The organism is Methanobacterium sp. BRmetb2 (assembly GCA_003491285.1).
Taxonomy (GTDB): Archaea; Methanobacteriota; Methanobacteria; order Methanobacteriales; family Methanobacteriaceae; genus UBA117.
The window spans coordinates 1863769-1875669 of sequence record CP022705.1; the positions used below are offsets into that span (position 1 = coordinate 1863769).

The 11901-nt window shown below is 32.0% G+C and carries 16 protein-coding genes; 9 read left to right on the forward strand and 7 right to left on the reverse strand.

Annotated elements, in window-relative coordinates; all coding sequences use genetic code 11:
- Positions 1 to 43 precede the first annotated feature (43 nt).
- Positions 44 to 427 carry a nickel-responsive regulator 1 gene (locus CIT01_09335; protein ID AXV38390.1) on the forward strand — a complete coding sequence of 128 codons (384 nt, stop codon included), beginning with the start codon at positions 44 to 46 and terminating at the stop codon, positions 425 to 427.
- A gap of 51 nt (positions 428 to 478) precedes the next feature.
- On the opposite strand, the gene cobM is transcribed toward CIT01_09335, so the two are convergent.
- The 5 genes from cobM to CIT01_09360 all read right to left on the reverse strand — a co-directional run bounded on the left by cobM (position 479) and on the right by CIT01_09360 (position 3745).
- Positions 479 to 1255: a precorrin-4 C(11)-methyltransferase gene (gene cobM, locus CIT01_09340; protein AXV38780.1), complete on the reverse strand. Its 777-nt coding sequence runs from the start codon at positions 1253 to 1255 to the stop codon at positions 479 to 481.
- Between the two features lie 119 nt (positions 1256 to 1374).
- A complete protein-coding gene (locus tag CIT01_09345; GenBank protein ID AXV38391.1) occupies positions 1375 to 2283 on the reverse strand; it encodes a thymidylate synthase in 909 nt (302 codons plus the stop codon).
- Between the two features lie 117 nt (positions 2284 to 2400).
- Positions 2401 to 2652, reverse strand: coding sequence for a TIGR00304 family protein (locus CIT01_09350; GenBank protein AXV38392.1), 252 nt, complete (start codon positions 2650 to 2652; stop codon positions 2401 to 2403).
- Positions 2645 to 3133, reverse strand: a complete 489-nt coding sequence (locus tag CIT01_09355; GenBank protein ID AXV38393.1) for a hypothetical protein — start codon at positions 3131 to 3133, stop codon at positions 2645 to 2647. The genes CIT01_09350 and CIT01_09355 overlap by 8 nt, the downstream gene beginning before the upstream one ends.
- Before the next feature lie 78 nt (positions 3134 to 3211).
- Complete coding sequence (locus tag CIT01_09360; GenBank protein AXV38394.1) at positions 3212 to 3745, reverse strand: hypothetical protein; 534 nt, start codon at positions 3743 to 3745, stop codon at positions 3212 to 3214.
- A gap of 62 nt (positions 3746 to 3807) precedes the next feature.
- Here CIT01_09360 and CIT01_09365 point away from each other — a divergent pair, with 62 nt between their 5' ends.
- From CIT01_09365 to CIT01_09400, 8 genes are all read left to right on the forward strand, one after another.
- Positions 3808 to 4242, forward strand: coding sequence for a hypothetical protein (locus CIT01_09365; GenBank protein ID AXV38395.1), 435 nt, complete (start codon positions 3808 to 3810; stop codon positions 4240 to 4242).
- Positions 4243 to 4351: 109 nt separating this feature from the next.
- Complete coding sequence (locus CIT01_09370; GenBank protein ID AXV38396.1) at positions 4352 to 4849, forward strand: hypothetical protein; 498 nt, start codon at positions 4352 to 4354, stop codon at positions 4847 to 4849.
- 147 nt (positions 4850 to 4996) lie between these two features.
- Complete coding sequence (locus tag CIT01_09375; protein AXV38397.1) at positions 4997 to 5683, forward strand: hypothetical protein; 687 nt, start codon at positions 4997 to 4999, stop codon at positions 5681 to 5683.
- 470 nt (positions 5684 to 6153) lie between these two features.
- The gene (locus CIT01_09380) at positions 6154 to 6531 is read left to right on the forward strand and encodes a hypothetical protein (protein ID AXV38398.1); all 378 of its coding nucleotides are present in this window, start codon (positions 6154 to 6156) and stop codon (positions 6529 to 6531) included.
- 3 nt (positions 6532 to 6534) lie between these two features.
- On the forward strand, positions 6535 to 7710 hold the full coding sequence (locus CIT01_09385) for a GTP-binding protein (GenBank protein ID AXV38399.1): 1176 nt from the start codon (positions 6535 to 6537) through the stop codon (positions 7708 to 7710).
- A 1-nt stretch (position 7711) separates the two neighbouring features.
- A complete protein-coding gene (locus CIT01_09390; GenBank protein AXV38400.1) occupies positions 7712 to 8419 on the forward strand; it encodes an ATPase in 708 nt (235 codons plus the stop codon).
- A 24-nt stretch (positions 8420 to 8443) separates the two neighbouring features.
- The gene (locus CIT01_09395) at positions 8444 to 9154 is read left to right on the forward strand and encodes a recombinase RecA (GenBank protein AXV38781.1); all 711 of its coding nucleotides are present in this window, start codon (positions 8444 to 8446) and stop codon (positions 9152 to 9154) included.
- Between the two features lie 105 nt (positions 9155 to 9259).
- On the forward strand, positions 9260 to 10159 hold the full coding sequence (locus CIT01_09400) for a hypothetical protein (GenBank protein AXV38401.1): 900 nt from the start codon (positions 9260 to 9262) through the stop codon (positions 10157 to 10159).
- Between the two features lie 282 nt (positions 10160 to 10441).
- Here CIT01_09400 and CIT01_09405 read toward each other — a convergent pair whose 3' ends face one another.
- On the reverse strand, positions 10442 to 11413 hold the full coding sequence (locus CIT01_09405) for a multidrug transporter (protein ID AXV38402.1): 972 nt from the start codon (positions 11411 to 11413) through the stop codon (positions 10442 to 10444).
- Positions 11414 to 11416: 3 nt separating this feature from the next.
- On the reverse strand, positions 11417 to 11875 hold the full coding sequence (locus tag CIT01_09410) for a resolvase (GenBank protein AXV38403.1): 459 nt from the start codon (positions 11873 to 11875) through the stop codon (positions 11417 to 11419).
- Positions 11876 to 11901 lie beyond the last annotated feature (26 nt).

An 11901-nucleotide genomic window follows, 5' to 3' on the forward strand; every position in this document is an offset into this window, starting at 1 on the left:
TTTAACAATATATTTATAAATAACTATTAATTGATAGTATTTTATGACCATAATCAGCGTTTCTTTAAATGAAAAACTGCTAGATGAGCTAAATAAACTTCAAAATGAAATGGGATTTTCAGGAAGATCTGAAGTTATGAGGGCTGGCGCAAGAATGCTCCTTGCAGATAATAAAGAAAAAGAAACGTTAGAAGGAGATATTAATTCAATACTTGTTTTAATCCATCCACAAGAATCTGAAGATAAAGTAACAGAGATAAAACATGATTTTGAAGATATAATCAACACTCAAATCCACAGCCATCTAAAAGATCATAAATGTTTAGAACTATTTATCCTGGATGGCAATGGGCAACGCATGAAAGAATTATCTGATATTTTTTATACCTGCCGAAAAATGGATTATGTTAAATTAATAGTCGTTTAAAATCTTAAACAATCAAAATTCTTTGGCGTTGCTTAAGATACCTAATGAGTACTATACATTATCACTTCTTTTCCCTTCCCGGTATTCATGTGAAAATTCTGCATCATAAAGCTTGGATGGTACTATTTTACCTGGATCTAGGACATCTCCAACCACAATAATAGCAGTCTTTTTTATACCGGCAGATTTTACTTTAGCTTCAATATTTTCCAATGTTCCTTTAACAATAAGTTCATCTTTCCAGGAAGCTTTTTTCACCACGGCAACAGGAGTTTGGGGTAGGTAATGCTTTTTTAAATCTTCCATAACTTTTCCAATCATATGCACACCTAAAAATATACACATGGTTGTATTATGTTTGGCTAAACTTGAAATAGACTCTGATGATGGTTTAGGAGTTCTGCCTTCGGGACGGGTTATTATAACTGTTTGAGATACCTCGGGTAATGTCAACTCACATTCAAGAGCAGATGCAGTTGCAAAAAGGGAACTTACACCAGGTATAATATCATATTCAATATTATGCTCTCTTAAAATCTCTATTTGTTCGCCAATAGCGCCGTATATTGACGGATCTCCAGTGTGGACCCTGGCTATAATTTTAGAATCTTTGACTCCGTTCTTCATAACTTTGATTATTTCAGGCAGGTTCATTGATGCGCTGTTGTAAATTTCTGCATCTCCTTTGACATATTCTAAAATTTCTTTATTAACAAGTGAACCAGCGTATATTACAATATCTGCCTTTTTTAAAGCATTAAAAGCCTTTAATGTTATAAGTTCAGGGTCCCCCGGCCCAGCGCCCATAAATATTACTTTACCTTTCATATTTTTCACTTTAAACAGTTTTTTCCTTTCCATTATATTATTCATATATTTTAGATATTCCCTTACCCAATATAAATTAGACAGTTTCTACATATTTTTGAGGCTATTTTTATCAAATTTTAATCTTTTGATTTTTTTAAGGATAATTTTTTATCTATTATTCCTATTGCACCAAATGGGCATTCTTTTATACATAGTTCACAGCATCCGCAGGTTTCAGGATCAACTTCAACCTTTTTATCTTCATTAATAACAATGGTTTTATCCCCAATTTTAACTGTGGGGCAGATATCAGTACATACATATTCACAGTCTTCACCCCCCTGACAAATATCCGGATCAACAATAGCCGTTTTAAATGCAAATCCCAATCCATTTTTCACAGCTTCTTTACTCTTATACCCTGCCAGGTGCATGATAGTGTCTCCTATCACGGGATCAGTATTCATGGAAGCTAAACAGGGAAAATTATGGAATTTATCGCCAGTTACAAATTCAGCTTCATCTACAGGTACTCCTACCAGTTTTTCTGCAATGAACCATGTTGAACCACAGGGAGCTCCTCTTATAACCTCTACCTTTTTAATCCTGGCATCAAATTCAATTTTCAGGTGGGGTTTCCCAAAAGATTTAGCAAATTTATCCACATATTCATCTCCAACCGGTTTTAGAGAACAGAATGGTTTGGGAAAAACAACTCTAGCTTCACATAGTCCATCCATTATCTCCTGCTGAAGACCTATGGGGATTTGTTTAGGATCATGTATGGGTATTATGATGGATTGGCAATTGGTTTTTGATGCTATAATAGGGATTATCATATTTATATCCCCAAATAGTCCAATAGATAAGATTAAATCACATTCAGGAAGATTTTCTGGCACATAATCTTCAAATTCATCAATAAATTCAGGTAAATCATCTGGAAATTCGTATAAACCCACGATATTAGACGCTAAACCTCTCTTAGCAATATTGTTTATGATTCTTGACCCATATTTACCTGAAGTTAATATTAGAATACGCATCCATTTATCTCCGATTATTTAGTTGGCATTTTCATTAATAAATTTTTATCTCTCGCTTTTGAAAATTTGGCTTTTTGAGAATTTCTATAAAATTTTAATTAATCCAGGATTAATTATTTACAAAAAAGGCCTGTAAAATAAGAAATATGATATTACCATTAAAATTATGGCAAAGATTACTGCAATGATAGTGAATGATTTATTTGTTCCAAAAATAATTGGAATAGGTCCAATCATTATTACTCCACCGGCTTTAACAGTTTCATCTTTAGAATTAGTACTCTGCAGAGCCGTTCCAACAAATATTAAAATCATCCCTATGAAAATTACCACCACTCCGGCAATTACCAGTGTCCCGGCTTTAATCATGTTCTACCCTTAAACGATATTCAACATTATCTTCTTTTTCCCGTATTTCTATGAGTTCAATTGTTACCATATCCATTAATATTTCATCTAATTTATCTTTAGCACAAAATTCACTTGAATTATCGCAGTTAATAATACATGGACATTTTAAAGAAGCTGCTATTTCTTTTTTTCCTAACCAATCATCAGATTTACTTAAAATATCATATATGTTTAGATAAGATACTAATTCTGCTTTTTTTTCAGATTCTATTTTAGTTTTAGAAATATTTCCTTTTATTTTTTCAGCCATTTTATTTACATTTTCAATTTCTTCAACTGGTAGCACTAGGGGAGCTGTGATTTCTTCAGATAAAAAGTAAATACCTCTACTAAGCTCTAAATGATCTTTCTTAAGCACTAATCCGCCTAAATCTTCTACAAGCTCTTTGAAATCATCAAATTTGTATACTCCGCCTTGAAAAATAAGAATTTCATACATGGATACCACAATAATTTCCTAACCTATTCTATGATCTTTAATTTAACTTTAAATTTGGATAATCAGAGAAAGAAAATTTTAATCCTTTTTTAAAATATCAGAAGGCTTTGAAACACTTATACCTGTGTTTTCTCCTATAACCTCAATTTGCACCACCCAATCAGGTTTTACAAGGTTTTCTTCAAGATTCAGATTATCTAGTAATTCATTTGATATAACTTTTATCAATTCATCTTTTGATTCTATATATTTACGCCCTCTTAAATCGCAACGGACAGCAATACTACTGCCTGGTTTTATTTTTTGATTGGCTATCTGTAAAGCTTTTTCTTTAATTATATTGCTTCGGGTTCTTACTACTTCATCAATAATTACAATTTTGGAGATAACCGTAGTTGTAGTTTTTTTTAGTATATCCAGAGCTAATTCAGGATCCATACTTAGATCGATGAGTAATACATTGGGAAATTCTGAATCTTTAATATTCAATGTGGGTTCATCTTTTTGGAGTGCTAATTCAATTTCCTCAATTCCAAGTAATTCTTCTCCCACATTGTCATCTTTATGGCCTTTTAAGGTAATTAAAAAGTTAAAATTTTCTGTTGGTTTCATGAGAACACCCTTTTTAATACTCGAACATAGATTTTATATGTCATTTTATCTATTAAATTATTATGGATCAAGTAGGAACTTTTAGCATAGATTTCATACTTTCGGTTTTTTTATTTTTTATAATAACTACCAGCGTCCTAAATATAGTGACAGATCGTGTTGAAACAGTTGAAAACACTCAAAAACTGGCAGATGCGAGAAATTTAGCTGAAGAAATTGCTAGGACGATAGATCTAGTTTATTATGGTGGGAAAGGTCATTCAATCAAAATTAATTTGCCACAAAAATTAGGTGATAGTAATTATAAGGTTAAGGTAAATTCATCGGGAGTTTATATAATAATTGATGGAATGATGGGCAAGGCAAACATTGTCCCTAAGAAGTTGATTAATGGTGAACCACCCAGTTATTCCCAAATTACATTGTTATCAGGAAGAAGTTATACGGTATGTAATATGGAAGATGAAAATGGTGGTAATTGGATTGTTATAAATTAATATAATAACAAAAGCACATTTTTCTTTAAATATTGATTATATATTTTATAATTCTTTTCATCGATTATTAGAATATTAAACTCTATTAATTAAAAATAGGAGACTATTTATGGATTTAAAAGGACAGATATCAATAGAATTCATGTTTTTAGTTGGATTTGCTGTAACTATTACTCTGCTTGTATTTTCCTATGCATTAGATGCAAATGAGTTGAATATAGCAATGACTGCTGCAAGAAGCGGTGCTCTTGAAGGGACAAATATCAATTCTTTTGCTGTTTACTCCGAAATAACATTTAAAGAGTATGAAATTGAGAAACCACGGTTGTTATACACTTCCAATATTAAGATTGTTAAAATTGACTATAAAAATCAGGGTTTTAGTAATGTTTATAAAAAGACTAAAATCATGTTAATAATATATGCATCCACTCCTATGCTTAGCAGTTATGCTGATAAGAACTCTCTTGGAGATAGAATAAATTATAATACAAGAAAAAGCATCACAGATTCTTTTAAAACCCATAATTTGACTAATGCCCTGTATAATCCGGCATTCTCAAACAATTATGTGTTCACCACTGCCGATGTAAAATGGGTATATTGATCTCAGAGTAGATGTTAAAGGGATATAGTTTATTTGTTAAAAAATATAAAAATAGTAAAGAATAGGGACAATAACACTATATTTATAGTAGGAATAAGGGGAATAATATCATAGTCTTTAATTATTTAAAAAATCAGATTTACATTAATGTCTAATATAAGGAATAGGGTGAGGGCTGATATCATGGCTTATAATATGGGTATTCCAAAAATTTCAAGTGACATCCCGCCAGGAACCAATATTTTAATTTCTGGAGATTTATTTTCAGGTAAGGACGTATTTTCCAAAAAATTTGTCACTGAAGGACTATCTGATGGGGAAGCATGTATCTACATTTCAACTAATGAATCTGCTGAAAAAATATTAGATGACTTAACCGGTTTAAACCTGGAAAATTTAAGCATAATTGACTGTGTATCTAGTAGATTTGGTGCTACGGTGGAATTGCCTTTTTCAGAGCAGATTCGCTATGTTGAAAGCCCGGTTGATCTTACCATGATGATGGTTGCTACAAATGAATTCATGGATTTATACACAAATAACAGAAATATTAGAAAAATCCGCATAGTACTCGATTCTATTTCAACATTACTAATGTATTCCAGTCTTAGAACTATTTTTAAATTCTTGCACGTTCTTACCACCCGTGTAAAAACCGTAGGAGCGGTTTGTTTGGTATTAATGGAAGAAGGTGCTCATGACGAAATTGAAATAAAAACTATTCAGCAGTTAATGCATGGCCTTATTTCTTTAAATGGTGGAGACTTAACAATTAAAGGATTTACAAACCTGCAAATGAAATATAAAATAGAAGATGGGGATATAATTATATAAAATTTTGTTAAATCAGTTTTTCATTAAAATTTACATTAATTCTTAAATAATTATTTTGCATAGTATAATATTTAAAATCCGTAATCTATCTGGAGGATGATACAACTTATTTAAGTCTTCTATTACTTAACTATTTTTTTAATGTTAATAGGAGCATTGTTGATTGTTTACTATTCTGCGGGCCTTTTCAAACAAAGAAGTAAAAAATATAAAGACATTCAAGTTGAGTTCCAGTTGTGTTAATGTTTTGTTAAGATACTGGGGAATTGTTGTTGCAGTACTCCCCTGCATTTATTATTTCAACATTTAATAGGTTAGCAAGCAATATTATGACCATTATTTGATTTTTATCTTTTATAGAATATTTAATATAATTAGATTAGACAATTATTGAATAGATGAAAAGCATGAAAAGTCACAATAGAATCTGTTTTATATATGAGCCAATAAAATAATAACTAGGTGAGGGAATGACAAAAACAAAGAAAGAAAAGCTTGATGATGAATTAACAGGCCTTACGCAAGTGGGGCAGATTAAAGCATCAGGAATAGTTTCTAAGGAAGGTCTTTTGATTAATTCAAGAACTCCACCGGATGTAGATGCAAGGATATTTTCTGCACTTTGTTCAACGATTATGGGGGCTGCAGAGGCAGCATCGGGACAGATGAACACGGGATCAGTTAGTGAAATTTCAGTAAAGACAGAAAAAGGCACCATAGTATTGATTCCAGCTGGTGAAAAAGCTATTTTAACGGCTTTAACAGAACCAGATGCACAACTTGGTTTAATACTATTTGAGATGGAATCAAGAGCTAATCAGGTTGATAATATTCTCAAGGAGATGTAATCCATGAAAAAAACTCATATTCCTAAATTAGACGATTTGTTAGGAGGCGGAGTTCCTGAAGGATCATCTATAATGTTTTGTGCATATCCTGGAGTGGATTGTGAGGCGTTTGGTTACCAAATGTTAAATGGTCACCTACTCGAAGGTGAAAAGGGATTTATTTTCACGAATGTTGCAGAACCAGATAGTGTAATATACGAATTTGATTCTTATGGATGGGACATTGTATCTTCAATTGAAAAAGATAAAGTTTTCTTTGTGGATGGAAGCTCAAGTTTTATAGGTGCTCCTTCCAAAGGTAAATATTCTCTTACAGATTATTCAGAAACGGAAAATACAATTTTACAAGCTATAAATGATATTCCTAATGGTATAGGTGTTATTAACAATCTTTCAACAATAATTGATTATCTGGGCAATGGCGACGCAATAAAAATTGTAAAAAAATGGAATGAAAAAGCAAAAGAAAACAATACCATATTAGTTTATGTTTTTACTGAATGGGATTATGAAAAATCCTTGATAAAAGAATTAAAAAGTAATGTGGATTGTGTTGTGGAATTAACAACTATAGAGGAAAGGGTAATTGTTGGTCAGGGTTTTATGGTGGCCAGTGCATCTTGGACTGATCCAGTGGATACCATGATCTTATTTTTTATAGTTCAGCCTGGCGGTGTAAAAATATACATACCAAAAATATTAGTCACAGGTCCATATAACGCCGGAAAATCAAGTTTTGTTAAGGCAATTTCTTCTAAATCTGTTTCAGTCGATAGAAAGGCTGTTGGGGCATTCCCTACTACTATTGCTATGGATATAGGTCACTTAGATTACAAAGGATTTTTTGCAGATATATTCGGCACACCTGGCCAGGAACGTTTTGATTTAATATTGGATGTTTTATCAAGAGAAGCTGTGGGGGCTTTTATAATCATTGATTCTACTGCTCCACAAACATTTGCTCGGGCCAAGGAGATGATTCGAAAAACGAGGGCAGAGGCTATTCCTAAAATAATTGTTGCAAATAAACAGGATCTTGATGGTGCACTCTCCCCAGATGAAATAAGAGAAAAAATGAAATTAAGTAAAGATATTCCTATAATACCTGCAGTAATTCCTGAGGAAAAAGGAACCCAGGAATCTTTAGATGCTCTTTTAAAACTTTTATATGGTGATTAATTTGATTTTGAGGATAGAATCTGGAATACCTGGTTTGGATCAGGTTATGGCTGATAATAAAACAGGTCTGGGAGGGATTCCTGAGAATACTGCAACTCTCGTATACGGACCTCCTAAAGTAGGCAAATCCATATTTTGTTATCAATTTATGCATGGCGGCTTATCCTTAGATGAACCATGTCTTTATGTGTTGACAGATTACGGCATAAAACAATTACAGCAAAATATATTAGATTTTAGTTGGAAATTAGATGATTATATCGAAAATGACATGTTGTACATTGTAGATGCAATTTCCAGCATATCGGGCACTAAAATTATGAATACTGAGAATTTTTCTTCATCTTCAGTTCATAATCCCACGGATATAATGGTTAAACTGGGAGTGGGAACACGTTATATGGCGCAGAAATCACCAAGATTCAGGTCAATCTTGGATTCATTAACTACTCTCTTTGCATTCAATCAAGAAATGTTGATAGTTCGAGTTTTAACTGCCTACATAATGCGTATAAGAGAAGCCGGTGGCACCGCAGTTATCACGTACACTGAGGGTTCTGCTGATATTAAAGTGGAAACAATGTTAAAAGCAGTGGTGGATAACGTAATAAAACTTGATGGAGAATATATAACCATAGAAGCTATGGTAGGATCCGGACAAAAGAAAACTCCCTACAAAATAACCGATGAAGGAATAATTCTTGAATAATTATTATGGGATGTGATGAACATGATTCCCCTTGTTGAAACAGGAATTCCTGGATTTGAAAAATTAATTCAAGATGAGTATACTGGTTTGGGAGGAATTCCTGAAAATACTACCACTCTAATTTATGGCCCTCCTAATGTGGGTAAATCCATTTTCTGTTATCAATTTATGTATAATGGTCTATTAAAAAATGAACCATGTCTTTATGTTACTGCTGATTATGGAATGAAACAACTTCAACAAAGGACAATGGATTTTGATTGGTTCTTACAGAATTACATCACAGATGAAATGTTATATATTATTGATGCTCTTTCTAATTTTTCTGGTGCAAAAATAGCTGATACCAATACTTATAAATTAACTGCAGTCCACAACCCTACAGATTTAATGGTTAAAGTGGGTATAGGTACTAGATTTGTTTTTCAAAAATCTTCCAAATTTAGATCAGTTTTTGATTCACTTACCATCCCTTTTGCATTTAATCCGGATAGATTAGTACTGCGAATTTTAAAAGCGTATGTTAAAAGGGTTAAAGAAGCAAGAGGCATTGCAATTATAACCCACACTGAAGGTTCCGTAGATCAAGATATAGAAAATTCACTCAAAGACATTGTGGATAATGTGTTCAAAATGGATGGAAACACAATCTTATCAGAAAAATTAATGGATTATAGAAACTTTGAATCCAGTTACAAAATAACTGATAAAGGAATTATTATAGGGATGGACTGATTTATATAAATAAAAAAAAGAATAAATCTTGAAGAGTTATTACATCTAAGTTGCTACTGAAAAAATCAAGTTACTATTATAAAAAATTATAATATGAGGATATAAATGTTTAAATCCCTTTTACTAATCGGTTTATTCGATCTTCTCAAAAAAAAGGAGGAATCTGTGGATTATTATATTCAAAGACTTCATGATCTTCGAGAAGAGGAAATCGAGACTTTAATTAGTTTGGGTGCGTTATATGCTGAAGAAGAAAAATACGAAGAGGGTTTGGAATATTTAGAGCAAGCATTATCTATATATAAATCAATGAATGATGAAGAAGGACAAGCATTTGTTTTAGATTCAATTGGCGATGTTTATCTTAACATGAGAAGAATCAACACAGCATTAGAATATTATAAAGAATCTTTTAAGTTTTACTCTTCTGCACATTCGGTAAATGCTAAAGAAGAAATTTTAGAGAAAATAAAAGAAGTTGAAAAGATAAGAGATGCTGTGGATATTGTAGATCATGAAAAAACCGAAGAAATACCTCCAAAGTTCCCGGTTGAAGATGAATATGTTGCTGACTTCCAAAAGATCAGTGACAAATTAGAAGAATTAATTAAAATTATTGAGACTACTAGAATCTATGATATGTATTTTAAGAAAAAAGATGCCATGGAACATCTTCAGGAAGCTTATAGCATCTCAAAGGAGATCGGGGATGATAAAGGGGAAGCTGCCTTGCTTTTGATGATGGGAAATATTTTATTAAGGGAAAAAAATGTTAGAAATGCATTGAGATATTTCACAGATGCACATAACCTGTTTGATAAGATGGGGGATGAAAATGGTAAGGCCATATCTTTGCTTTTGATTGGAACTGTCTATTTCATATTAGGTGACATGGGTAAGGTTTCTGCCAGTTTTAGAAAATCTGTTGAAAAATTCCAGGAATTAGGAGACAAACATTCAGAATCACTGGCTATTGATTTATTAAATATGCTTTATAATGAATAAATAAGAATTTTTACTAAAAAACGATTTTTTTATCTTAATAATTTCCAATTTTTAATTGAATTTAGAGTATAATTAGTTGTCATTTTTTTGGTTGATTTAATATTTTAAAGTAACTAGATTCGTAATTTGGTAGGACATTCATAGTATTAACTATAAAAGTAAAGAGTATTTGAAGTTATTACTAAAATTATAAGTTTTTAGGTGTTAATTAGTGATAACTCGTTATAATAATTAAAATTTTTAAACGATCTAAAATAGTTATATTTTATAGTTTAATGTAGATCAATAAGTTTCTAAAGGCAGAATAAATGCAAGTATTATCCCAATTGCTCCACAGATTATTCCAATGATCCATACGATTATCACGACATGTTCTTCTTTCATAGGTTTTCTTAAAACTGAACGAATTAATGATTTAAAACCTGTTGGGGGAGCAAAGAGTTTTCCATCAGCTCCTATTTGGGTCGGAGCATGTTTTTGTCTTTCCATTACTCCAGCACTGTAAAATTTTAATATTCCATCGATAATATTGGGCAGTAAAACTATAAATGCTATTATTTTAACTCGGCCAATGAAAGCTACAGAGGCAATGGTGGCACCAATAATCAACGTTCCAACATCTCCTGGGAAAACCCTTGATGGATGTTTATTGTAAATTAGAAATGCGAGAAGAGCTCCTAACATGGAAATGGTGATTAGTGAAACATTATATTTGCTCATTATTATACATGAAGCAGTTAAAGAAACCATAGCAATTGCTCCGAGACCAGATTCAATTCCATTCAATCCAGCCAACATATTAGTAAGATTAGATGCTATTGAAACAGCTATAGGTATCAATATTATATATAAAATGCCCACTTCTGGGGGAGCAACCCATATTAGAGGTAAACCTGCCAAAAATAGTAGAAATAACTTTTCCTTGGATGTTAATCTTACCAGATCATCCACCATTCCCACCATACCAACTAAGAGGATTACTAGTAAGGTTACCATTAATTCATATGATAGGGGAGGATAAATCCAGATACCAATAAACATACCAATAGTAAAACCAAAAAGAATCCCTATGCCGCCCATTTCTGCAACGGGGGTCTTTTTTAGTTTATGCAAGTCTTGTCCAACTACATTTGCATCCTTTAATTTGTCAATGAGCCGGGGCATTACGAGATATGTTGCAAAAAATGCTACAACACCACAAATACTGGATACCATAAGTATGGTTTGATATCCTGGGGAAATTTCAAAAGTCATGATTTAACCTCTTAAAATATAGTAAACACTTCGCAATGGTATTTTAAGTTTTTCAGATATTTCTCTAGCTTTAAAACCTTCTTTGAACATTTTTTTCACTTGAAACTTTGTTTTTGCACTGTATTTCGATTTTCTACCCGGTTTTAACTTGGTTTTTTTAAGATAGTAAACAGATTTAGATGGTATTCCCAGTTTTTCCGAAATATCCTTGGGAGAAAAACCTTTTTTAATCATATCCTGCACTTTTTGTGTGTCTTCCTCTTTATATTTAGGTGGTCTCCCTTTTTTTTCTACAGCTTCAACCTGGATGCCTAACTGTTGGAGTGCATCTAAATATTTTTTAGAAGTTCTCTGATACAAACTTGGGGGGCACTGTATTTTTTTCACATTTGGATGTTTGTCTAAAAGTTCCATTATTACCTTAGAGGATAACTGTTGGTTAACATAAATTATTTCATCCAAAGTACCACCCAATTCAATTAATAGCT

Excerpts from the sequence above, each read along its gene's own strand:
- CIT01_09345 (AXV38391.1), bottom strand. The coding sequence starts at position 2,283 with ATGCGTATTCTAATATTAACTTCAGGTAAATATGGGTCAAGAATCATA.
- CIT01_09385 (AXV38399.1), top strand. The coding sequence starts at position 6,535 with ATGAAAAAAACTCATATTCCTAAATTAGACGATTTGTTAGGAGGCGGA.
- CIT01_09400 (AXV38401.1), top strand. The coding sequence starts at position 9,260 with ATGTTTAAATCCCTTTTACTAATCGGTTTATTCGATCTTCTCAAAAAA.
- CIT01_09350 (AXV38392.1), bottom strand. The coding sequence starts at position 2,652 with ATGATTAAAGCCGGGACACTGGTAATTGCCGGAGTGGTGGTAATTTTC.
- cobM (AXV38780.1), bottom strand. The coding sequence starts at position 1,255 with ATGAAAGGTAAAGTAATATTTATGGGCGCTGGGCCGGGGGACCCTGAA.
- CIT01_09335 (AXV38390.1), top strand. The coding sequence starts at position 44 with ATGACCATAATCAGCGTTTCTTTAAATGAAAAACTGCTAGATGAGCTA.
- CIT01_09370 (AXV38396.1), top strand. The coding sequence starts at position 4,352 with ATGGATTTAAAAGGACAGATATCAATAGAATTCATGTTTTTAGTTGGA.
- CIT01_09355 (AXV38393.1), bottom strand. The coding sequence starts at position 3,133 with ATGTATGAAATTCTTATTTTTCAAGGCGGAGTATACAAATTTGATGAT.
- CIT01_09375 (AXV38397.1), top strand. The coding sequence starts at position 4,997 with ATGTCTAATATAAGGAATAGGGTGAGGGCTGATATCATGGCTTATAAT.
- CIT01_09380 (AXV38398.1), top strand. The coding sequence starts at position 6,154 with ATGACAAAAACAAAGAAAGAAAAGCTTGATGATGAATTAACAGGCCTT.
- CIT01_09360 (AXV38394.1), bottom strand. The coding sequence starts at position 3,745 with ATGAAACCAACAGAAAATTTTAACTTTTTAATTACCTTAAAAGGCCAT.
- CIT01_09405 (AXV38402.1), bottom strand. The coding sequence starts at position 11,413 with ATGACTTTTGAAATTTCCCCAGGATATCAAACCATACTTATGGTATCC.
- CIT01_09365 (AXV38395.1), top strand. The coding sequence starts at position 3,808 with ATGGATCAAGTAGGAACTTTTAGCATAGATTTCATACTTTCGGTTTTT.